The organism is Nocardioides alkalitolerans, from assembly GCA_038184435.1.
Classification (GTDB): Bacteria; Actinomycetota; Actinomycetes; order Propionibacteriales; family Nocardioidaceae; genus Nocardioides; species Nocardioides alkalitolerans_A.
Genome location: CP116227.1, coordinates 1,660,863 through 1,682,826, shown reverse-complemented (window position 1 = coordinate 1,682,826; position 21,964 = coordinate 1,660,863). Strand labels below are relative to the sequence as shown.

Annotated in this window: 16 protein-coding genes; 8 read left to right on the top strand and 8 right to left on the bottom strand. The window is 74.0% G+C overall.

Annotation, left to right across the window (positions count from 1 at the left end; all coding sequences use genetic code 11):
• Positions 1 to 96 precede the first annotated feature (96 nt).
• A complete protein-coding gene (locus PIR53_08110) occupies positions 97 to 1,419 on the top strand; it encodes an ABC transporter substrate-binding protein (protein ID WZH53945.1) in 1,323 nt (440 codons plus the stop codon).
• Between the two features lie 403 nt (positions 1,420 to 1,822).
• Here PIR53_08110 and PIR53_08105 read toward each other — a convergent pair whose 3' ends face one another.
• The 5 genes from PIR53_08105 to PIR53_08085 form a co-directional block, all read right to left on the bottom strand.
• Entirely contained in the window at positions 1,823 to 2,632 is an 810-nt protein-coding gene (locus tag PIR53_08105; protein ID WZH53944.1) for an ABC transporter ATP-binding protein, read from the bottom strand.
• Positions 2,629 to 3,555, bottom strand: coding sequence for an ABC transporter ATP-binding protein (locus PIR53_08100; GenBank protein ID WZH53943.1), 927 nt, complete (start codon positions 3,553 to 3,555; stop codon positions 2,629 to 2,631). Before PIR53_08100 ends, PIR53_08105 begins: the two co-directional genes overlap by 4 nt.
• Entirely contained in the window at positions 3,545 to 4,513 is a 969-nt protein-coding gene (locus PIR53_08095; protein ID WZH53942.1) for a branched-chain amino acid ABC transporter permease, read from the bottom strand. The genes PIR53_08100 and PIR53_08095 overlap by 11 nt, the downstream gene beginning before the upstream one ends.
• Before the next feature lie 10 nt (positions 4,514 to 4,523).
• Positions 4,524 to 5,885 carry a branched-chain amino acid ABC transporter permease gene (locus PIR53_08090; GenBank protein ID WZH53941.1) on the bottom strand — a complete coding sequence of 454 codons (1,362 nt, stop codon included), beginning with the start codon at positions 5,883 to 5,885 and terminating at the stop codon, positions 4,524 to 4,526.
• A gap of 138 nt (positions 5,886 to 6,023) precedes the next feature.
• Positions 6,024 to 6,797: a DUF554 domain-containing protein gene (locus PIR53_08085; GenBank protein ID WZH53940.1), complete on the bottom strand. Its 774-nt coding sequence runs from the start codon at positions 6,795 to 6,797 to the stop codon at positions 6,024 to 6,026.
• A gap of 185 nt (positions 6,798 to 6,982) precedes the next feature.
• On the opposite strand from PIR53_08085, the gene PIR53_08080 reads away from it, so the two are divergent.
• Positions 6,983 to 7,549 (top strand): GNAT family N-acetyltransferase, encoded by a 567-nt coding sequence (locus tag PIR53_08080; GenBank protein WZH53939.1) that lies wholly within the window; start codon positions 6,983 to 6,985, stop codon positions 7,547 to 7,549.
• A 41-nt stretch (positions 7,550 to 7,590) separates the two neighbouring features.
• On the opposite strand, the gene PIR53_08075 is transcribed toward PIR53_08080, so the two are convergent.
• On the bottom strand, positions 7,591 to 7,989 hold the full coding sequence (locus PIR53_08075; GenBank protein ID WZH54422.1) for a hotdog fold thioesterase: 399 nt from the start codon (positions 7,987 to 7,989) through the stop codon (positions 7,591 to 7,593).
• 112 nt (positions 7,990 to 8,101) lie between these two features.
• On the opposite strand from PIR53_08075, the gene polA reads away from it, so the two are divergent.
• Positions 8,102 to 10,813: a DNA polymerase I gene (gene polA, locus PIR53_08070; protein WZH53938.1), complete on the top strand. Its 2,712-nt coding sequence runs from the start codon at positions 8,102 to 8,104 to the stop codon at positions 10,811 to 10,813.
• Here polA and PIR53_08065 read toward each other — a convergent pair.
• Entirely contained in the window at positions 10,751 to 12,154 is a 1,404-nt protein-coding gene (locus PIR53_08065) for an oligosaccharide flippase family protein (protein WZH53937.1), read from the bottom strand. The two genes, polA and PIR53_08065, sit on opposite strands and share 63 nt — an antisense overlap.
• A gap of 62 nt (positions 12,155 to 12,216) precedes the next feature.
• Here PIR53_08065 and PIR53_08060 point away from each other — a divergent pair, with 62 nt between their 5' ends.
• On the top strand, positions 12,217 to 13,074 hold the full coding sequence (locus tag PIR53_08060; GenBank protein WZH53936.1) for a methyltransferase domain-containing protein: 858 nt from the start codon (positions 12,217 to 12,219) through the stop codon (positions 13,072 to 13,074).
• Here PIR53_08060 and PIR53_08055 read toward each other — a convergent pair.
• A complete protein-coding gene (locus PIR53_08055) occupies positions 13,068 to 13,817 on the bottom strand; it encodes a class I SAM-dependent methyltransferase (GenBank protein WZH53935.1) in 750 nt (249 codons plus the stop codon). The genes PIR53_08060 and PIR53_08055 overlap by 7 nt on opposite strands.
• 106 nt (positions 13,818 to 13,923) lie before the next feature.
• On the opposite strand from PIR53_08055, the gene PIR53_08050 reads away from it, so the two are divergent.
• The 4 genes from PIR53_08050 (at position 13,924) to PIR53_08035 (ending at position 21,877) form a co-directional block, all read left to right on the top strand.
• Complete coding sequence (locus tag PIR53_08050; protein ID WZH54421.1) at positions 13,924 to 17,910, top strand: alpha-(1->3)-arabinofuranosyltransferase family protein; 3,987 nt, start codon at positions 13,924 to 13,926, stop codon at positions 17,908 to 17,910.
• A complete protein-coding gene (locus PIR53_08045) occupies positions 17,907 to 19,751 on the top strand; it encodes a hypothetical protein (GenBank protein WZH53934.1) in 1,845 nt (614 codons plus the stop codon). Before PIR53_08050 ends, PIR53_08045 begins: the two co-directional genes overlap by 4 nt.
• A gap of 2 nt (positions 19,752 to 19,753) precedes the next feature.
• Positions 19,754 to 21,643: a hypothetical protein gene (locus PIR53_08040; protein ID WZH53933.1), complete on the top strand. Its 1,890-nt coding sequence runs from the start codon at positions 19,754 to 19,756 to the stop codon at positions 21,641 to 21,643.
• Positions 21,644 to 21,712: 69 nt separating this feature from the next.
• The gene (locus PIR53_08035; protein WZH53932.1) at positions 21,713 to 21,877 is read left to right on the top strand and encodes a hypothetical protein; all 165 of its coding nucleotides are present in this window, start codon (positions 21,713 to 21,715) and stop codon (positions 21,875 to 21,877) included.
• Positions 21,878 to 21,964 lie beyond the last annotated feature (87 nt).

Here is a 21,964-nt window from a genome sequence, read left to right as displayed (position 1 = left end):
GGCCGCCCAAGCCGGTCTCGCGGGGCTCCGTCGAGGACTACGTTGACGCAAACGTCGGCGAGGTGCCGACGTGGGAATCCGATTGACGGAGGCTTGATGAAGCGTTCCAGCACCCTGGTCCGACTGGGGGTCGCGATGCTCGCGACGTCCCTCGTCGCCGCTGGTTGTGGCGGCGGAGACGGTGACGGCGACAACGATGGCGACGGTGGCAACAACGACAACGCGTCGTCGGCCCCGTCGTGGTACTTCGTCGACGGCAACACCGCCGACTACAGCGCCGACTTCGACGAGGGCACCCTCGAGGGCGTCCGCGCGACGTACCCCGGCTCCGAGCTCGGCGACGAGTTCCGTGAGCGCCTCCTCGGCGTGAACCCGGACCTCGCCGACTTCACCTACGGCGCGGAGTCCTACGACGCCGTCGTCGTCGCGGCCCTTGCCGCGATCGCGGCCGGCAACGACTCCGGCACGGCGATCGCCAGCAAGCTGCAGGAGGTGTCCGCCGAGGGCGAGAAGTGCACCGACTTCGCCGCGTGCGCCGAGCTGCTCGCCGCCGGCACCGACATCGACTACGACGGTGTCTCTGGCCCGATCGACTTCAGCTCGACCGGCAGCCCGACGTCCGCGACGATCGGCATCTTCGAGTACGGCGCGGACAACACCTACACGCCGGACGAGTTCATCACCGGTGAGATCCCCGACTCCGACCCGGTCGAGGGCCAGGAGCTCCCGGCCATCGAGGACGGCGACGGCGTCTTCACCGTGGGCGGCCTGCTGCCGACCTCCGGTGACCTCGCGTTCCTCGGCCCCCCGGAGATCGCGGGCGTCGCGCTCGCCGTGCAGGAGATCAACGAGGCCGGCGGCGTGAACGGTGCCGACGCCGTCGCCCTGCCGACCGCCGACTCCGGTGACGGCACGCCGGACATCGCCGGTGCGTCCGTCGACCAGCTCCTCGCGGGCAACGTCGACGTCATCGTCGGTGCGGCCTCCTCGTCGGTGTCGCTCAGCGTCATCGACAAGATCACCAGCGCCGGTGTCGCGCAGATCTCGCCGGCCAACACGTCGACCGCGTTCGACACCTACGCCGACCAGGGCCTGTACTTCCGCACGGCTCCCTCGGACGTGCTGCAGGGCCAGGTCATGGCGTCGACGCTGAGCGGTGACGGCAAGCAGAACATCGCCATCCTGGCGCGCCAGGACTCCTACGGTGAGGCTCTCGCGGAGAACGTGCGGGACTTCTTCGAGCAGTCGGGCGGCTCCGTCGTCTCCTACCAGCTCTACTCGCCGGAGGCGGCGACGTACACCGCCGAGGTCGAGGCCATCAAGGCCGAGGACCCCGACGCGATCGTCCTGATCGCGTTCGACGAGACGAAGAAGATCGTCCCCGAGCTCGTCGAGGCGGGGCTCAACGGCAACAACTGATGCCGTGACACCGCCGGGCACCCGCCCGGTCGCACGTCCCCCAGGCCCCCGGAGAGCTGCGCTCCGGGGGCCTGGGGCTTTTCCATGCCCGTCACCCTCCCCGCCCGCTCCCGCCTCCCGGTCGTGCGTGGGAGGCCTGCGGAACGTGGTGGCGTGGCACCACCACCACGACCCGGTGGGCTCACCAGCGGGTACGGCGCGACGCGCGCCCGCGACGTACGGGGCCGCGGCGCTCGGGACCGCTCCGTACGCCCCGCGGTCGTGGTGGGAGGCCCGCGGGAAACAGTGGCCGGGCACCACGACCCGGGTGGGGGTGGGGGGGCGAGGAGGGCGAACGACGAAGGGCCCGCCGGCTGTCAGCCGGCGGGCCCCTCGTGCTGGGTGGAGCGGTCGAGCGGGTGGCTCAGGTGTTCTGCTTGGCCAGGGTGCCGAGGTAGAGCTCGATGACCTTGGGGTCGTTGGCGAGCTCGCGGCCGGTGGCCGTGTAGGCGTTGCGGCCGTGGTCGAGCACGTAGCCGCGGTCGCAGATCTGCAGGCAGCGGGCCGCGTTCTGCTCCACCATGACGACCGAGACGCCCGCCTTGTTGATGTTGCGGGTCTGCACGAACACCTCGTCCTGCATGGCGGGGGAGAGGCCCGCCGAGGGCTCGTCGAGCAGCAGGACCGACGGCTCCATCATGAGCGCGCGGCCCATGGCGACCATCTGCCGCTCGCCGCCGGACAGCGAGCCCGCACGCTGGTTCCGGCGGGTGCCGAGGGCCGGGAAGATCCCCGTGACGAAGTCGAACCGCTCGGCGAACTTCTTGGGGGCCTGGTAGCAGCCCATCTGGAGGTTCTCCGCGATGGACAGGCTCGGGAACACGTTGTTGGTCTGCGGCACGAAACCGATGCCCTTGGTGACCAGGCTGTCCGCCCGCTGGTTGGTGACCTCCTCACCACGCAGGGTGACGGAGCCGGTGTGGATCTTCACCAGGCCGAACAGGGCCTTGAGCAGCGTGGACTTGCCGGCACCGTTCGGGCCGATGATGCCCACGAGCTCGCCCGGCTGGCAGTAGAGGTCGGCGCCGTTGAGGATGTTGACCCCGGGCAGGTAGCCCGCGATCAGGTTGTCCGCCCGCAGGACGGCTCCGTCGGCCGCGGCGAGGTGCGCCCGACGGGCGGCCTCGGCACGCTCGTCGGCGCCCGCGGCGGCCTTGCTCAGGTCGGCGTTCACGCGTTGCCCTCCTTCTCGGCCGCGATCTCGGCCTCCGCCTCGGCGAGGATCTCCTCGGGGTCGAGGTCGCTGATGTCGGTGTCGTGGTGGGCGCCCAGGTAGGCGTCGATCACGCGCTGGTCGCTCATGATGCTGTGGGGCGGGCCCTCCGCGATGACCGCGCCCGCCGCCATGACGACGACCCAGTCCGAGATGTCGCGGACCATGTCCATGTCGTGCTCGACGAAGAGGACGGTCATGCCCTCGTCGCGCAGCGACTTCACGTGCCCCAGCAGCGACTGCTTGAGGGCCGGGTTCACGCCGGCCATCGGCTCGTCGAGCATGACGAGCTCCGGCTCCACCATGAGCGCCCGGGCCATCTCGAGCAGCTTCCGCTGACCACCCGAGAGGGAGCCGGCGAAGTCGTTCTCCTTGGCGTCCAGCTTGAACCGCCGGAGCAGCTCGCGGGCGCGCTCGGTGTTGGCCTTCTCCTGGCTGCTCCACAGGAACGCCAGGGGACCCGCCCAGAACCGCTCGCCGCGCTGGCCCGTCGCGCCGAGGCGCATGTTCTCCAGCACGGTGAGCTTGGACAGCACCTTGGTCAGCTGGAAGGTGCGGACCATGCCGAGCTTCGCGACCTTGTACGCCGCGACGCGCTTCAGCGACTTGCCGTTGAGGTACCGCTCGCCCGTGTCCGGGGTGTCGAACCCGGTCAGCAGGTTGAAGAACGTCGTCTTGCCGGCGCCGTTGGGGCCGATCAGCGCGGTGATGACGCCACGCTGGATCTCCAGGTGGCCCACGTCGACGGCCTTGAGGCCGCCGAACTGCCGCGTGATGTTGTCGACGACGACGATGGGGTCGGGCTTCGCCGCGCCCGGCTCGTGGGCGACGTCGGCCAGGGCGGCCGCGGCCGCGCCGCGGGACTTCTCGAGGTCAGCGGGCATCGATCGCGAGCTCCTTCTTGTCGCCGAAGATCCCTTGCGGGCGGAAGATCATGAGCAGCATCAGCACGAGGCCCACGATCATGAAGCGCACGTTGCCGGTCTGGTCCGGGTTGAGCAGCCACCCGGGCACGAAGCCGCCGTCGCCGGTGATGCGCTTGAGCAGCACGTCCATGAAGGTCAGCAGGAACCAGAAGAGCACGGCACCCACGACCGGCGACATCACGCGCGCCGCACCGCCGAGGATCAGCATGGTGAAGGCGATGAACGTGAAGTCCGTGTTGAAGCTGTCCGGCTGCACGGAGCCCTTGCCGAGCGCGCCCACGAAGCCACCGAGGGCGCCGATGACGCCACCGAGGATGAGGGCCTGCAGCTTGTAGCTGTAGACGTTCTTGCCGAGCGACCGCACGGCGTCCTCGTCCTCGCGGATGCTCTTCAGCACGCGACCCCAGGGGCTGCGCATGAGCAGGAACACGAAGACGAGCACGAGCGCGACGAGGACCCAGCCGACGGTGATGACCCAGAGGTCGTTGCGGCTGAAGCCGAGGGCGCCGTCGCCGTACGGGTTGAGCTCGCGGAAGTCGGCGGTGAAGCCCTGCACGCCGTCACGGGCGTTGAAGTACTGCTTGAACGACGTCGAGAAGATCAGGCGGGCGATCTCCGCGACGGCGATCGTGACGATCGCGAGGTAGTCGGCACGGAGCCGCAGTGTCGGCAGACCCATGACCAGGGCGAGCAGGACGGCGCCGACCAGGGCCAGCAGCAGCGCCGGCACGAGGGGCACGTCGAACGACACGATGAGCACGGCCATGCCGTAGGCGCCGACCGCGGCGAACGCGGCCTGGCCGAAGTTCAGCAGGCCCGTGTAGCCGAAGTGGATGTTGAGGCCGATGGCGGCCAGCACGTACGAGATCGCGATGGGCGCGAACGCGTCGTGGAGCGCGTTGGTGAGGATGTCCATGAGATCCCTTTCAGCCGATCCGCTCGCGGCGGCCCAGGAGGCCCTGCGGTCGGACGAGAAGGATGATGACGAGGAGCAGCAGCGCACCGGCGTTCTTGAGGTCCGGCGGGATCACCAGCGCGGACAGCTCGATGAGGACACCGATGATGAGGCTGCCGACGAGCGCGCCCCAGACCGACCCGAGCCCGCCGACGCAGCAGGCCGCGAAGAGCAGCAGCAGCATGAGCTGGCCGATCTGGTAGGTCACACCGAGCTGGAACGCGAGGAACGTGCCCGCGAGCGCGGCGAGGGCGGTGCCCACCATCCACACGGTGGAGACGACCCGGTCGACGTTGATGCCGGTGGCCGCGGCCAGCGCCGGGTTGTCGGCGACGGCGCGGGTGGCCCGACCGAGACGCGTGTAGGACAGGCCCGCGATGACCAGGCCGAGCACCACGATGCAGATGCCGGCGATGACGATGTCGCGCGTCGTGTAGGTGAAGAGCCCGGCGAAGTCCGAGCCGGCGCCGGTCGCGTACTCGTCGTACACCTCCGTGCGCGAGCCGGTGATGTAGGCGAAGAAGTTGCGCAGGAAGAACTGCAGACCGATGGAGACGATCATCATCGCGATCAGTCCGATGCCGCGGTGGCGGAGCGGGCCCCACAGGAACCGGTCCTGGAGCCATCCGACGCCGACGGCCGCCACCACCGTGATGGGGACGGCCAGCAGGAACGGCACCCCCAGGGAGGTGTTGAGCAGCATCGTGCAGACCGCGCCGAAGGTGACGAGCTCGCCGTGCGAGAAGTTCGTGAGGCCCGTGGTGCCGAACACCATGGAGAGTCCCAGCGCCGCCATCGCCATGATCAGGCCGAAGAGCAGGCCGTTGTAGATGCTGGCGGGGACGCGGTCCCACTTCGTCATGACGTTGCGGTTGTCCTCGCCGATGAGGAACGTGACGCCGACCGTCGAGATGTTGAGGGTGACGGTCTGCTCGGCCGGAGCGCCCTCGCGCATCGCGGCGCCGTCCGGGAGCGTGTCCTCGTCGAGCTCGACGAGGACCGTGGCGCCTTGGAACTCCGCGGGGATCTCGAGCACCGCGCGTCCCTCGGCGTCGGTGGTGGCCTGGACGGCCTCACCGCCCGTCGGGGTCGCGGTGATGTCGACGCCCTCGACCGGGGCGTTGTCGTTGCTGGTGTCGCGGAGGTTCACGGTGACGCGGAAACCGTCCTCGGCCGCGGAGGCGGCCTGGGCGGACGGCGCGACGCCGAGGATGACCAGCGCGAGCAGCAGGGGGGCGAGGAACCGGAGCACCGAGCGGTGGCTCGGGATGCCTCCGCGTCCCCGGGTCTGTGGCCGCGGCGGGGTGTCCGCGGCTCGGGTGCCGATCTGCATGGGGCTCCTGTTCGAGCTCGGCGCGTCAGGGCATGACGCATGTGGGGTGGAACGCTATGACGCCCGGGGCGGTCGCGTCGCCGCTTGAGGTAACGAAGCGGGAACAATCGGTGTTCGGTGGCAGCGCGCTGAGGCGGCTCAGCGCAGCCGCACGACCGCCTCGACGAGGAGCGGCGCGACCACCAGTGCGGGCAGGAGCGAGGCGACGGCCACCTGGGCGACGTCGAGGAGCCGCAGCGCGACGCCGACCAGCAGCACGCCGCCCACCGCGCTCAGGGCGGCGACGTGGGCCGCCGGCAGCACGTCGCCCACGACGAGCCCGACGAGGGTGAGCCCGCCCTGCACCACGACGACGGTGAGCGCGGACGCGGCGACGCCCCAGCCGAACGTCGCGGCGAAGGCGATCGCGGCGAACCCGTCGAGCGTGGCCTTGAGGTAGAGCTGCTCGGCGCCGTTGCCCAGCCCGTCGTTGAGGGAGCCGAGGACGGTGAGCGGCCCGGTGCAGAAGACCAGGGACGCGGCGACGAAACCGGCGGTGAAGCGGTCGGTGCGCGCCTGGTCGACCGCGCCGTCGGCGCCTCTTCCCCGCGGTCGGCGCGTCAGGCGTCGCTCCGCCCACCCGCCGAGCGCGACGAGGCGCCCGTCGAGGTCGAGCGCGGCGCCGACGATCCCGCCCAGCAGCACGGCCCCCAGCACGATGAGCATCGGCGCCCCGGTGCCGGTGGCCGCGGCCAGCGCGGGGTCGAGCACGTCGGCCGCGGCGACCGCCGCCACGAGCAGCGTGACGAGCCCCAGGCCGTCGGTGACCACGCGCCGTACCCGCTCGGGGAGCCGGCCCCCCAGCGCCACTCCCACTCCGGAGCCCATCAGCACGGTGACGACGTTGAGGAGGGTGCCGGACCCGACGAACATCAGCGCTCCCTCAACTTTTGCCCGGCTCCCGTGCCAGCGCGGCTGCGGCGAGCGTAGGGTGACGACCGGCGCACCGTGGGGGCGGGTGCCGCAACGGTGATCGAAGTGCGTGGGCCCCCTGGTCCGCGCGTGGCCCGAGGCGGAGGACACATGGCGACGGCAATGACGCGGGCGGTGTCCTCCTGATGGGAGCCCCTCTCACCCTGCGCGCGGCGGCGCTCTCCGACATCCCGGCGCTCACCGCGCTGTGGGCCGAGTCGCTGCGGTCCCCCGAGGAGGGCGCGTCCGACGTCGCCCGCCTCGTCGAGGCCTCGCTGACGGGGGAGGCCCACCAGATCGTGGTCGCCGAGTACGGCGGCGCGTTCGCCGGTGCCGTGCTCCTGCGGATGATCACGGTGTCGCCGCTGGACCCGACGCCGATGGTGCACCTGGCCTCGCCGACCGTGCTGCCGGACTTCCGCCGCCGCGGGGTGGGGCGGGCGCTGGTCGAGGCCGGCGTGGCCTACGCCGAGGAGCACGACGTGCCGCACCTGTCGACGGCCTCCGCGAGCACCTCGCGCGACGCCAACCGCTTCATGGCCCGCCTCGGTCTCGCGACGCGCGCGTCCTTCCGGGTCGCGCCGACGGCGACGGTGCGGGCACGCATCACGGCGATGCGCCCGACGATGGCGCGGCCGCAGCGTCAGCAGCTCACCAGCGTGCTCGCCGCCCGCCGCTCCATGCGGCGGACGACGACGCAGCGCGCCGGCTGAGCCCGCGCGACCCACGAGGCCCGCGCGCGCCCGCTCCCGGGTCAGCCGGCGGACGGGACCCGGTCGACCGGGATCAGCGAGCAGGTGATCCGGGCGGTGCAGACCCGCTTGCCGGCCTCGTTCGTGATGACGACCTCGAAGCTGGTCGAGCTGCGGCCCAGGTGCACCGGCGTGGCGACGCCGGTGACGGTGCCGGACGTGGCCGAGCGGTGGTGGGTGGCGTTGATGTCCACCCCGACCGCCGCGCGGTCGGGGTGCGCGTGCAGCGCCGACCCGACGGAGCCGAGGGTCTCGGCGAGCACGACGGAGGCGCCCCCGTGGAGCAGGCCGTAGGGCTGCGTGTTGCCCTCGACCGGCATCGTGGCCACGATCCGCTCGCGGGAGACCTCGACGATCTCGATGCCCATCTTCTCGTTGAGCGCACCGGGGTTCGCCGACATGTGCGCGACGAGCTCGTCGAGACCGGGCACGGTGGTGGTGTCGTCATCCATGACGGTCATTCTGCTCCCGGCCGCGCCCGGTGTCGTCGGTGGTCACGGTTAGGGTCGGCACGTGCCTCAGTCGACGACCTCCGCCACCGTCACGCCCGCCGCCGAGGGGCGGCGGCGCCTGCTGCTGCTCGACGGCCACTCGCTGGCCTACCGGGCGTTCTTCGCGCTCCCGGTCGAGAACTTCTCGACGACGACGGGGCAGCACACCAACGCCGTCTACGGCTTCACGTCGATGCTCGTCAACGTGCTCCGCGACGAGCAGCCGACCCACGTGGGCGTCGCCTTCGACGTCTCCCGCCAGACGTTCCGGCTGGAGCAGTACGCGGAGTACAAGGCGAAGCGCAACAAGACGCCCGGCGAGTTCGGCAGCCAGCTGCCGATCATCGAGCAGGTCCTCTCCGCCTTCGGGATCACCTTCCTCAAGAAGGAGGGCTTCGAGGCCGACGACATCATCGCGACGCTGACGACGCAGGCGCTCGCGGACGGCATGGAGGTGCTGATCCTCACGGGTGACCGCGACTCGCTCCAGCTCGTGACCGAGCACTCGACGGTGCTCTACCCGATGCGGGGCGTCTCCGACCTGGCGCGGATGACACCGGCGGCGGTCGAGGCGAAGTACGGCGTGCCGCCGCACCGCTACCCCGAGCTGGCGGCCATCGTGGGGGAGACCTCCGACAACCTGCCGGGCGTGCCGGGCGTGGGCCAGGGCTTCGCGGCGAAGTGGATCAACCAGTACGACGGGCTCGACAACGTCATCACCCACGCCGACAAGATCACCGGCAAGAAGGGCGAGGCGCTGCGCGAGCACCTCGGCGACGTGATCCGCAACCGGCAGCTCAACGCCCTCGTGCGGGACCTCGAGCTCGAGACGCTGCCCGAGGACCTCGTCCTGGCGCCCTGGGACCGGGCGACGGCGCTGACGCTCTTCGACGAGCTCGAGTTCCGCGGCGAGCTGCGGCAGCGCACGATCGACACCCTCAGCGCCGAGGAGGAGCAGGTCGTCGAGGAGGGCGGGTTCGAGCTCGCCGGCCGCCAGCTGGAGCCCGGCGAGGTGGCCGCGTTCCTCGACGGTCTCGGCGGGCAGCACGTCGGGGTCCACGTGCGCGGCACGTGGGGCTCGGGCACCGGGACGGTCGAGGGCGTCGCCCTCGCCGACGCGACCGGGCTGGCGGCGTACGTCGACGTCGCGACCCTGACGCCGGAGGACGAGGCCGCGCTGGCCGGGTGGCTGGCCGACCCCGCGCGGCCGAAGGTGCTCCACGACGCGAAGGGTCCGCAGCACGCGCTCAGTGCCCACGGCTGGACGCTGGCGGGGCTGGTGAGCGACACGGCGCTGGCGGCGTACCTGGTGCAGCCGGACCAGCGGTCGTACGCGCTGGCCGACCTGACCCTGCGCTACCTGCGCCGCGAGCTGCGCACCGAGACCAGCGGCGAGCAGGAGGCCCTGTTCGACCACGGCGACGAGGTGGCGGACACGGCGATGCTCCACGCCCGCGCCGTCATCGACCTGGCGGAGACGCTCGACGGCGAGGTGGAGGCCGTGGGCGGTGCCCGTCTGCTCGCCGAGGTGGAGCTGCCGCTCATCCAGCTGCTCGGCCGGCTCGAGCGCACGGGCGTCGCGGTGGACACGGGACGGCTCGAGGACCTCGAGGCCCACTTCGCCGAGGAGGTCCGCCGGGCCGCCGAGGACGCGTTCGCGGTGATCGGCAAGGAGATCAACCTGGGCTCGCCCAAGCAGCTGCAGGTGGTGCTCTTCGACGAGCTCGGCATGCCGAAGACGAAGCGCACGAAGACCGGCTACACCACCGACGCCGACGCGCTGCAGTCGCTCTACGTGAAGACCGAGCACCCGTTCCTGCTGCACCTGCTGCGCCACCGCGACGTCGCCCGCCTCCGGCAGACGATCGAGGGCCTGCTCAAGACGGTCCAGCCCGACGGCCGCATCCACACGACGTTCAACCAGATGATCGCGGCGACGGGCCGGCTCTCCAGCACCGACCCCAACCTGCAGAACATCCCGATCCGCACCGAGGAGGGGCGCCGGATCCGCGAGGCGTTCGTGGTCGGCCCGTCCTTCGAGTCGTTGATGACGGCCGACTACAGCCAGATCGAGATGCGGATCATGGCGCACCTCTCGGAGGACGCCCTCCTCATCGAGGCGTTCCGCTCGGGCCGCGACTTCCACTCCATCACCGCGGCGCGCGTCTTCGACGTGGCGCCCGACGCGGTGACCGTCGAGATGCGCGCCAAGATCAAGGCGATGAACTACGGGCTGGCCTACGGGCTGTCCGCGTTCGGCCTGGGGCAGCAGCTCGGCATCGAGCCCTCCGAGGCCCGCGGGCTGATGGACGAGTACTTCGAGACGTTCGGCGGCATCCGGGACTACCTCGCCGGTGTCGTCGTGGAGGCCCGCAAGTCCGGGTTCACGGAGACGATCATGGGGCGTCGGCGCCAGCTGCCCGACCTCACCAGCGACAACCGGATGCGGCGCGAGTCCGCCGAGCGGATGGCGCTCAACGCGCCCATCCAGGGCTCGGCCGCGGACCTCATCAAGGTCGCCATGCTCAACGTGCAGCGCGCCATCGAGGAGCAGGGCCTGACGTCGCGGCTGCTGCTGCAGGTGCACGACGAGCTCGTGCTCGAGGTGGCGCCGGGGGAGAGCGACCGGCTGGAGGCGCTGGTGCGGGAGCAGATGGCCTCCGCGGCCGACCTACGGGTGCCGCTCGACGTCTCCGTCGGCACGGGCGTCAGCTGGCACGCCGCCGCGCACTGAGGTCGGGGCGGGCCCGGCCTCCGGGCCGGGCGCCGTCGCGGCGGACGCACCCGGCTCGCCGGGCGTGCCGACCCCGGGCACGGCCGGCGGTCGGTGGCCGCGGCCCTGGAGGACGGCGACGAGCAGCAGCGCGACCAGCACGGCGGCGTTGACGGTGATGACGACGGAGATGAGGCCGGTCGCGGTCGCCGCGACGGGCACGACGACGCCGAGCACGGCGAGGCCCGCCCACACGGCGTACACGGCGCCGCGGTGCTGGCGGGCGACGACCTCGTAGACCATCACCTGGGTCATCGCGAACAGCGTCCCGAGCAGCGCGAAGAGCCACAGCTGGTGCTCGATCTCGGCGTACTCGGCGCCGCCGACGAACTCGACGACGAGGGAGCGGCGGGCGTCGCCGGAGCCGACCACCACGAGCTCGCCGACGGCCCAGGCGCCGGCGGTCGCGACGACGCCGATGCCGCCCACGAGGGCGACGCCCTTGAGGTACATCCGCTGCGCGCCCTCCGAGGCCATGGCCGGGAAGGCGATGACGACGACGAACTGGGGCAGGAAGAGCACGGCCTTCGCGAGGATCAGGCCGCCCGCGTAGAGACCGGCGTCGTGGGCGTCGAGCGTGATGCGCGCGAGCACGACGTCGGCGTTGGTGAGCGCGAAGAACGCCAGCAGCGCGTGGGAGTTGTGGGCGACCTCCCGCAGCACCGTGCGCATGGGGGCGGGCCCGGGGCCCTCGCCGCCGCGCCGGCGCCGCAGCGCCCAGCCGCCGATGAGCACGGGCACGACGGCGCCGAGCAGCACGCCGGCCATGGCGCCCGTCGCGTCGGGCCGCAGGTAGACACCGAGCGCGCCGAACCCGAGCCGCCCGAGGCCCATGCCCAGGTAGACCGCGGCGAGCGGTGTCCACTTCTTCTCGCCCTGGAAGATGCCGGCCTGGCCGCCCATGACGGTGAGGGGCACGGCGATCGCGGCGACGAGGAGGGCGGGCACGAAGGAGCCCAGGTCGAGCGCGATGGTCACGAGGGGGCTGAGCACGAGGCAGAGCAGGCCGAGCGCCCAGGCGGAGCGCCGGGCGGTCACGAGGATGCGGTTCTCGATGCGCTCGCGGTGGCTCGGGTCGGCCGCGACCTGGCGCGCGCCGGTGGCCTGGAGGCCGAGCGACAGCACGTTGACGACCAGCAGCAGGCCCATGAGCGCGGCGACCGCGCCGTACTCCTTCGGGCCGAGCATGCGCGCCGCCACCAGCGTGAAGCCGTAGGTGCCGACGTTCATCACCGCCATGGCGATCGCCACGCCTGCTCCTCCGCGGAGCATCTCCCGCAGCGTGCCCTTCGATCCACTCACCCGCGGGAGCCTAGAGGACGCCTCGGCAGGAACCGCATCGAGCGCCCTGACACAATCCCGGCATGTCGGTGCTCACCCAGCTGCGTCTCTTCGCCGAGCGGCGGCTCTCCTTCCCCGTCGACGACGACGCCCTCGTGCTCGACGTCGGGAGCGGCGACAAGCCGTCGTGGCGTGCGGACGTGCTGCTCGACCGGTACGTCGACGCCCGCTTCGGCGGGCAGCGCTCGGGTCGGGAGGAGGCACGGGTGACCCGGCCGCTCTTCGAGGCGGACGCCGCGGACATGCCGTTCGCCGACGGCGCGTTCGACTACACGATCTGCTCCAACCTGCTGGAGCACGTCCCGGACCCGGGCGGCGTGATCGACGAGCTGGTGCGGGTCTCGCGGGCGGGGTACGTCGAGGTGCCCGACGCCCCGAGCGCCAAGATCGTCGACTTCCCGAGCCACGTGTGGTGGTGCCGCCTGGAGCCACCCGTCGACGGTGCCGGCGAGGGCAGCCCCGGCACCCTCGTGCTGACCGCCAAGACGACGCCGCACGCCGACCCGGAGGTGGCGGCGTACCTGGACCGCACGGGACTGCGGCGCGACGTCGAGAAGGTGCTGGACGCGCAGTTCGAGTCGCGCGTGCTGATGCTGCACTGGCGCGACCGGCTGGACTACCGGGTCGAGGGCGAGGTCGATCCCGCCCTCATGGCCTGGGCCCTCGAGCAGCCCGGGCACCCGCGCACGGCGGTCGCCGGGGCGATCGCCGCCGCGACCGACGTCGTCACGTGGCGGCGGCAGCGCCGGATGGCGCGTCGACCGATCCGCTTCGACGACATCGTGAAGCCCGAGCTGCGCCGCGGCGACGGGGCGCTGCTCGAGAAGCGGGTCTACCGCCTGGACGACGGGCCGGCGGCCCCGGCGGCCCCGGCTCAGTAGGGGTCGTACGGCGAGTCGTGCCCGACGAGCCGGGCCACGGGGCGCAGCCGCAGGCGCAGCAGCACCTTGATGCCGACGTTGCGGATCCACCACGGCATCTCCGCCAGGATCCGGGCGCGGTCGGCGAGGCCGGGCCGGCCGACCCGGAAGAGGGCGAGCGACCCGGCACGCCGCTCGTAGCGGAGCGTGCGGGAGAACAGCACGTGGCGCAGGATCGCGAGCGTCACGCCGATCGAGGAGTAGCAGTCGTGGACCAGCACGGCGCCGCCCTCGGGCAGGTGGACGGCCCACTTGAGGTCGTCGCCGGCCGTCCAGTAGTCGTGCTTGCCATCGACGTAGAGCAGGCTCAGCGGCGTCGTCCACGAGCCCCGCTCCTTCGTGGAGTAGGCCACCTTCAGGTCGATGACGTCGCGCACGCCGGCGGTGGCCATGTTGCGCTCGAAGACGGCGCGCGTCGCCGCCCCGCCGAACAGCCGCCCGTCCACGAACGGGTCGAGGGCGACCAGCCGGCCCCCGCGGGCCCGACGGGCGTGGGCCAGCACCGCGGTGGACCGGCCCTGGTGGGAACCGATCTCGAGGGCGTCCGCGGTGCCGGGCGCGGCGAGCGCCTCGGCGTGGAGGAGACGCGCCTGCGCCTCGGTGAGCCAGCCGGTGAACTCCTGGGCCGTGGCCCAGACGTCGTCGAAGGACGCGTCGGCGTGCGTCTCCGCGTCGGCGGGCTGGTCGGGTCGCGATGACGACAAGCGGGGGCACCTCTCACGGTCGGTCGGGGACTCGTGGCACATTACTCGACGTGAGGTGCGGCACGCGGCGGACGGGAGGTGTTCCTTGGGCGCTCGCGCGTTGACCGTGCGAGCCGCGACGTGGGCCTTCTTCGGGGTGCTCTCCTTCGTCCAGCTCCCCGGGCGCACCACCTTCGACACGAAGCTCGACCTCACCGACGACCCCCTGGCCTTCCTCGGCCGGGCGCTCCACCTGTGGAACCCGGACGGCTCCTTCGGCGAGCTGCAGAACCAGGCCTACGGCTACCTCTTCCCGCAGGGCGCGTGGTTCGCGGCCGCGGACGTCCTCGGCGTACCCGACTGGGTCGCGCAGCGCCTGTGGACGGCGCTGCTCCTCGTGCTCGCCTACGAGGGCGCCCGCGGTCTGGCGCGCGCCCTCTCCCTCTCGTCGACGGCAGCCGTGCTGGCGGGGCTCTCCTACGCGCTGGCCCCGCGGCTGTTCGGTGCCGTCGGGGTGCTGACGGGCGAGCTCCTGCCGTCCGCCTTCCTGCCGTGGATGTGCTGGCCGCTCGTGGCGTGCCTGCGCGGCCGGGTCCCCCCGGTCACGGCGGGCCTGCTGTCGGGCGTCGCCGTGCTCTGCATGAGCGGCGTGAACGCCACCGGCACGATCGCGGTGCTCCCGGCGGCCCTCGTGCTCCTGGCCTCCGGGCTGCGGCACCGCACGGGTCGGCTGCTCGCCGGGTGGTGGGCGGTCGGCTGTCTCGCCGCGAGCCTGTGGTGGCTCGGCCCGCTCCTGCTGCTGGGCCGCTACAGCCCGCCGTTCCTCGACTACATCGAGACCGCGGCCGCCACGACGTCGACGACGTCGTGGGCCAACAGCGTCCGCGGCGCCGACCACTGGGTCGCCTACTACTCCGTCGACGGCCAGCCCTGGTGGCCCGCCGCCCACACCCTCGTGACGACCGGCCCGCTCGTCGTCTTCGCCGGCGTGGTGGCCGCGCTCGGCTGCTACGGACTGACGCGACGCGACATGCCGGCCGGCCGGCTGCTCGGTGCGATCGCCCTCGTCGGCCTGCTCTGCCTCGTCGCCGGCAGCGCCGCGCGGGCGGGGTCGCTCGTCGACCCGTTCGTGCGGGAGCTGCTCGACGGCCCGCTCGCGCCGCTGCGCAACGTGCACAAGGTCGACCCGCTCGTCCGGCTGCCCCTGGCCCTCGGCGTCGGGCACGGGGCCGTGTCCCTGGCCGCGGCGTTCCGTCGGCGCTTCGCCGACCGCCCGGACGTCGCCGGCCCGGTCGCCCGCGGCATCGTCGTGCTGGCCGCCACCTTCGTTCTCGTCGGTGCCTCGCCGGCGGTGGGGGCCGGCATGCGCACCCCGGGCTGGGAGGCGAAGCCGGCGGCGTGGACCGAGACCGCGGCGTACCTGCAGGAGCGGCCCGGCTCCCGCGCGCTCGTCGTGCCCGGCGCGGGCTTCGGCCTGCAGACCTGGGGCTGGACGATCGACGAGCCGCTCCAGGGGGAGGGCGCCTCGTGGGTCTCGCGCAGCCAGGTGCCGCTCACCCCCGGGCCGACCGCCCGGGTGCTCGACGGGCTGGAGCAGCGCTTCGCCTCCGGCATCGGGCTGCCCGGGCTCGGCGACTACCTCGCGCGCATCGGCGTCACCCACGTGGTCCTGCGCCGCGACCTCGACCCGGCCCTCGCGGGGGGTGCGGACCCCGACCGCACCGAGCACACGCTCGCCACGAGCGACGGCATCGAGCGGGTGGCGCGGTTCGGGGACAGCGGCGTGCCGGGCCGCGCGCTCGTGGACGTCTGGGAGGTGGAGGGTGCCGCGGGGGCTGCGACCGCCGTGCACCTGACCGAGGGCGGGACGACGGACCTGAGCGGGGCGCCCGAGGACGCGCTCGGCCTCGTCGACGCGGGCCTCGTCGGCACGGACGACCCGCTCGCGCTGACCGGCGACCCGGGGGAGCCCGGCATCGTCACCGACGGCTACGTGCGTCGCGAGCGCCAGTTCGGACGCGTGCACCGCGCCGTGGGCCAGACGATGGCCGCCGACGAGGCCGAGCGCGACGGACGCCGCGAGACGGACTACGCGGGCGCGCCCGGGGTCCCGCAGGCGACCACGGAGTACGTCGGGGGCGCCGCGGTCACCGCCTCGAGCTCGCGGGGGTACGTCGACGTGCTGGGGCCCGTCGACCCGCGGCGCGGACCGGCGGCCGCCGTCGACGCCGACGAGTCGACGTGGTGGGAGTCCGACCCCCTGCGTCCGGCCGAGGGGCAGTGGCTCGACGTCGCCCTCGACGAGCCGTCCCGCGGCGGGGTCGTCGACGTCGCCTTCCTGACCGGGCCGGGCGACGGGCTGCGCGAGGTGGAGCGGGCCCGTCTCGTCGTCGACGGCAGCGCCGAGGTCTACGGCGTGCCCGCCGACGGCCGGCTGGAGGTGGTCCTGCCCGCCTTCCGGACGTTGCGGGTCGAGGTCGTGCAGGCGAGCGCCAGCACCGCGGAGACGGGCAGCGTCGGCGTGCGCGAGGTGTCGCTGCCGGGGATCGAGCGGGGGCGCACCCGCGTGCTCCCGACCCCGGTCGGCGCCGACACCACCGTGCTGCTCCAGCAACCGCCGGTCACCCGGGCCTGCGTCCGGCTCGACTGGGGACTGACCTGCGACGAGGACGCCGTCGTGCTCCCGGAGTCCGAGACCATGGACCGCACCTTCACGACCACGGAGCCCGGGGCGTGGGACCTGCGGGGCACGGTGTCCACCCGCCCCGGGGCAGCGGCCGCGCGGCTGCTCGACCCCGTCGGCGGCGCCGCGACGGTCGTCGCCGACTCGGTGTACGCCGACGACCCGCTCGCCGCGGGGGTCTTCGCCCACGACGGCGACCCCGACACGGCCTGGCGGAGCGAGCCCGGCGCGGAGGAGGCGACGCTGACGTTCACCTGGCCGGGCCGTCGCACGCTCACCAGCGTGACCGCGCTGGGCACGGCCACCGGCGGGCTGCCGGACGTGATCACCCTGCGCACCGCGGAGGAGGAGCGCCGCGTCCCCCTGGGGCTCGGCGCCACCGACATCGAGCCGCTCGTCGCCGACGGCGGGGTCGTCGTCGAGCTCGAGCGGAGCGGCGGACTCGGTCCGATGACCCTGGCCGAGCTCGGCCTCGGCGGCGTGGGCGACCTGCGCCACGCCCCGGACGTCGAGGCGGCGACCGGCGCGACCTGCGGCCTCGGGCCCGACGTGGTCGTCGACGGGGTGCGGGTGCCGACGCGCGTCGACGGCACGGTCGGCGACGTCCTCGCCGGCACCCCCCTGACCTGGGAGGCGTGCGGCGACGCCGTCGACCTCGCGCCCGGCACCCACCGGGTGGTCGTCGCACCCACCGCGCAGTTCCTGGCCACCACCCTCGCGTGGACACCGGCCGAGGCGCCACGGGCCGCCGGCGCGGGGGACGCCGAGCGACCCGTCACGGTCGACGCCCGCGACCGCACCTCGTGGGACCTCGCGGTCGGTGCCGGCGACGAGGCCGTGCTCGCGCTGCCCATGAACGCCAACCCCGGCTGGACCGCCACGCTGGACGGACGCGACCTCGAGCGGGTCGCGGTCGACGGGTGGCGCCAGGGCTTCGTCGTGCCGGCGGGCGTCGAGGGCCGCGTGCTCGTGGAGTTCGCGCCGGACCGCGCCTACCGCCTGTTCCTCGTCGGCGGTGGCCTCGCCGCGGTCGTGCTCCTGCTGGCGGCCGTGGCCGCGGTCGGACGACGCTGGCCGGGCTCGGGCCGGGACCTCCTCCTGGCCGCCGACGGCCCGACCCCGCCGACCCCCGTGTCCGCCCCCGCCCACCTGCGCGCCCGGCGGACGCCTCCGCCGCTCGCGGCGGTCGTGGTGCTGGCGGTGGCCGTCGCCGGCGGCCTCGTCGCCGCCGCGGGTCTCGTCCTCGGCTACCGGTGGTCGGCGGAGCGTTGGCGCGGGGCCGCCGTGGCCCTGGTCGCGGCGTCGGGCGTCGCGTCGGCGCTGGCCGAGCGCGCGGCGTACCCGGGTCTCGTGGCCGACGGGCTGGCCGCGCTCGGCGTGGGCTGGCTCGTCGGCATCGTGCTGGTGCGCGGGCGGGGAGGTGCGCGATGAGCAGACCGATCGACCGCGTCCGGGAGCTGGCCGCCGCGCTCGGTGCCCGCCTGCCGCAGGTGACCGTCTGGCACGTCGGGCTCGTGCTGGTGGGCCTGCAGACCCTCCTCCGCGCCCTGACCGTGCCGGGGTCCTACTTCTGGCAGGACGACTTCCGCCACCTCGAGCTGGCCCGCACCCTCGGTCTCAGCCGCGAGTTCCTGGTGCGGGACTACAACGGGCACCTGGAGCCGGGGCAGTACGCCGTCTACTGGCTCGTCAGCCACCTCGCCGAGACGTCGTTCCTGCCCGCCGCGATCTCGCTGGTGGTGCTGCAGCTGCTCGCCTCGCTCCTCCTGCTGGCGGTGCTGCGCGCGTTGTTCCCGCCCAGTCCCTGGCTGCTGGTGCCGTTCGCTGCCTACCTGTTCACGCCCCTCGGCCTGGCCACGTCCCTGTGGTGGGCGGCCGGGCTGCAGGCCCTCCCGCTGCAGGTCGCGATGCTCGCCGCCCTCCTCGGCCTGGTGCTCCACGTGCGCACCGGCCGACGCCGCTGGGCCGTGCTCTCGGTGCTCGCCCAGGTGGTCGGCCTGGTCTTCTGGGAGAAGGCGGCGCTCGTGCTGCCGCTGCTCCTGGCGGTGCACGTGCTCGTGCTCGGCGCTCGGCTCGGCTGGCGGGCCCGGGTCGCCGCGGTGCTGCGGGTGCGGTGGCTGTGGCTCGCGCACGGGCTCGTGTGGGTCGCCTACGTCGCGGCCTACCTCACCCTCACCGACGGCGACGCCCTCGGCGCGGAGGCGGACGACCAGAACCGGTGGCTGGCGGCGGCCCGGGTGCTCTTCCAGGTGCTCCTGCCCGGCGTCGTCGGCGCGCCGTGGAGCAGCGACGGCGCGATCAACACGGTGTACGCCGTGGTCCCCGTCCCGCTCGCCGTGGTGGTCGGCGCCGGGCTGCTCGCGCTCGTCGTGCTGAGCCTGCGCCGCCGCCGGGGCGCCTGGCAGGCGTGGCTGGTGGCCGTGGGGTACGTCGCGGCCGACGTGCTCCTGCTCGTCGTCGGCCGCGCGGACGCGCTGGGCCTGGTCGCGCGCGACCCCCGCTACATCACCGACGCCCTGCCGGTGCTCGTCGTCGCCGTGTGCGCGGCCTTCGCGCCCGTGCGGTCGGCGGGCGCCGACGAGCCCCGACCCGGGCCGCCCGCGGAGCCCGTCCCGCAGAGCCCGGGGGCACGCGCGCCGTTCGCCTGGTCGAGCCCCGCCCTGCTCGTGACGACGGTGGTGGCGGCGAGCTGCGTGCTGACGACCCTGCTCCTCGTCCCGGTGGTGCAGCGGGAGTACTCCGAGAACTACGTCGCCGGTGCCCTCCGGGCGCTCGACGAGGACCCCGCCGCCCCGTTGCTGAACCTGTCGCCGCCGCAGGACATCGCGGTCAGCACCGACCTGGAGGGGATCCTCACCGCCGTCGGTCGCGCGCAGGCCCTCGACCGGCCGGGGACGGAGCTGCTCGCGCTCGACGGACTCGCCCGTCTCCGCCCCGTGGGGCTGACGGCCGTGACCGACCAGGCGACGGGTCCCGAGCCCGGCTGTGGCTGGGCGGTCTCCGGGCCCCGTGTCCACGTCCTCGACCGCGGCCCGGACGACGGCATCATCCTGCGTCTCGGCGTCGTCGCGGGAGCGGAGTCGTCGCTCGTGGTGCGGGTCGGCAGCGCCCTGGGCCAGGTCGTCACGGTGCCGGAGGGCGTCGGGTACGTCTGGTTCGTCGTCCGCGACGAGGGCTCGGTGCTCGTGCAACCGGGGCCGGACGCCGCGCCCGTCTGCGTCACCGACGCCGCGCTGGGCTCGCCCGACCTGACCGGCGAACCGCTGTCGTGACCATGTCCACCGGGTCCACCGGGTCCACCGGGTCCACCGGGTCCACCGGGTCCACCGGCCCCGCTGCAGCACCGGAGGAGTCGCGCGGCGCGGCGACGGAGGCCCACCCGCGCCGTACCGCCCTGCTCCTCGACGCGCTGGCCGTCGCGGTTTCCGTGCTCCTCCTGGGGCCGGCCCTGCTGCCGGGCCTCGTGCTGTCCTACGACATGGTCTGGCTGCCCGACCTCGCGGTGACGCAGGCGGGCTGGGGTCTCGTGCAGGGGGCGCCGCGGGCGGTGCCCTCCGACCAGGTGGTCGCGCTGCTCGACGTGCTCGTCGGCGGCGTCCTGCTCCAGAAGATCGTGCTGCTCGGCTCCCTCGTCGGCGTCGCGACCGGCGCCCACCGGGTCGTGCGCGCCGCGCCGGCCGGGGTGCGGGCGGGGGCGGTCGTGCTGGCGGTCTGGAACCCGTACGTCGTCGAGCGCCTCCTGCTCGGGCACTGGACCATGCTGCTGGCCTACGCGGTGCTCCCGTGGCTGTACGTCGTCGGACGGGACGCCGCCCGGGGACGTCGCGCCTCCGGGGCCTGGCTCCTGCTGCTCCCGCTCGGCTCGCTCAGCGGTTCGGCGGGTGTCGCGACCGCCCTCGCCGTCGTGCTGCTCGTCGGGGTCGTGGGCCGCGCCGGACCCCGTCGCTGGGTCCTCCTCGTGGGGGCGCTCGCGGCGGCGAACGCCCCGTGGGTCGTCGCCGGGCTCGCGGCGCCGGGGAGCGAACCGCCCACGGCCGCCGCGGCGCGCACCGCGGCCGAGGTCTTCGCCGCGCGCGGCCCCGACGGCGTGCCCGCGCCCGTCGCCGTCCTCGGGCTCGGCGGGATCTGGAACACCGACGTCGTCCCCGCCTCGTTGGCGGGTCCGTGGGCATGGGGATGGGCCGCGGCCGTCGTCGGGCTGCTCGGCGTCGCCGCGCTCGGGGCGGCGGGGCGTCCGGCGGTCCGCGAGCGGGCCGCCGTGCTCGGGCTCGCGGCGGCGGGCCTCGGGCTCGGGCTGGTGACGTGGTGCTGGCCTGCGGCCTCCGCGGCGGTCGCCGTCGCCGTGCCTGGCGGGGGACTGCTGCGCGACGGCTCCCGCCTCGCCGGTCTGGCGCTGCCGGCGCTGCTCCTGGGCCTCGGGACCGCGGCGGCGCGGGCCACCGCGGCGGCCCGGTCGCGTCGTTCGTCCCGGTCGAGCGGCGCCCGGGGCGTGGTGCTGGCGCCGGCCCTCGTGTGGGTGCTGCCGCTGCTGCCCGTGGCCGCCCTGCCCGACGCCGCCCTGGGCGTCCAGCAGCGGCTCGAGGCGGTCGCGGTGCCGGGCGACCTGGCCCGCGTGGCCGCGGCGCTCGCCGACGACGACGCGCCCGGCTCGGTCGTCGTGCTGCCGTTCGCGACCTACCGGGCGCCCGACTGGAACGGGGGCCGGCCCGTCCTCGACCCGACACCGCGTGCCCTCGGTGCCTCCGGCCGGGAGGTCGTGGCCGCCGACGACCTCTACGTCGACGGCCGCCGGCTGCCGGGGGAGGACGTGCGGGGCCGCGCGGTGCTCGCGGCCCTGGCCCTCCCGGACGCCGACGCCCGCACCGACACGCTGCTGCGCCTGGGGGTCGGCTACGTCGTCCTCGACCGCGGGCCGGACGTCGCCGACGCCCCGGCCGAGCTCGTCCCCGACCTCCGCTCCGAGGCGCTGCTCACGACCGACGGCTGGGAGGTACGGCGCCTCGACGGCACCGCGGCCGCCGCACCGCCGGCGTCGACCGGGCGCGTGGTGGTGCTCGCCGGTGCGTGGGCGGCGTTCGCCCTGCTCGTGGCCGCGGGGTGCGGCGGAGCGCTCCACGCGGCAGTGGTCGGCGCCCGGCGGCGCAGCCCGCGGACACGTCCCTGACGTGTCGTGGAGATCCACGTCACGAAACGTCGTCCGCGCTGCTACAGTCGCCCCCGGAAAGGGGTGGTCATGGGCACCGGTCTCATCGGAACGCTGGTCTCGCTGGTCGTGGGTGGCACTGTCGCTGCCGTGTCGGTGGTGGGTGTGGTGAGCTCGCAGACGAGCGCACCGTCGACCTCCCCCGGCGACTCGCAGGCGCCGGCGGCGTCCGTCATCGACTACGGGTCGAACTGATCCTCGGCGGGCTCGCCCGCCGCAGACAGCTCCCCGGCACGCCCCGTCGGACCTCCGGTCCGGCGGGGCGTTCGTCTGCCCGGGTGC

What these genes read in the sequence shown, in the direction of transcription:
- PIR53_08075 (WZH54422.1), bottom strand. Translation starts at nt 7,989, where the DNA reads ATGTCGGCGAACCCCGGTGCGCTCAACGAGAAGATGGGCATCGAGATC.
- PIR53_08090 (WZH53941.1), bottom strand. Translation starts at nt 5,885, where the DNA reads ATGCAGATCGGCACCCGAGCCGCGGACACCCCGCCGCGGCCACAGACC.
- PIR53_08080 (WZH53939.1), top strand. Translation starts at nt 6,983, where the DNA reads ATGGGAGCCCCTCTCACCCTGCGCGCGGCGGCGCTCTCCGACATCCCG.
- PIR53_08110 (WZH53945.1), top strand. Translation starts at nt 97, where the DNA reads ATGAAGCGTTCCAGCACCCTGGTCCGACTGGGGGTCGCGATGCTCGCG.
- PIR53_08095 (WZH53942.1), bottom strand. Translation starts at nt 4,513, where the DNA reads ATGGACATCCTCACCAACGCGCTCCACGACGCGTTCGCGCCCATCGCG.
- PIR53_08040 (WZH53933.1), top strand. Translation starts at nt 19,754, where the DNA reads ATGTCCACCGGGTCCACCGGGTCCACCGGGTCCACCGGGTCCACCGGG.
- PIR53_08085 (WZH53940.1), bottom strand. Translation starts at nt 6,797, where the DNA reads ATGTTCGTCGGGTCCGGCACCCTCCTCAACGTCGTCACCGTGCTGATG.
- PIR53_08060 (WZH53936.1), top strand. Translation starts at nt 12,217, where the DNA reads ATGTCGGTGCTCACCCAGCTGCGTCTCTTCGCCGAGCGGCGGCTCTCC.
- PIR53_08035 (WZH53932.1), top strand. Translation starts at nt 21,713, where the DNA reads ATGGGCACCGGTCTCATCGGAACGCTGGTCTCGCTGGTCGTGGGTGGC.
- PIR53_08045 (WZH53934.1), top strand. Translation starts at nt 17,907, where the DNA reads ATGAGCAGACCGATCGACCGCGTCCGGGAGCTGGCCGCCGCGCTCGGT.
- PIR53_08100 (WZH53943.1), bottom strand. Translation starts at nt 3,555, where the DNA reads ATGCCCGCTGACCTCGAGAAGTCCCGCGGCGCGGCCGCGGCCGCCCTG.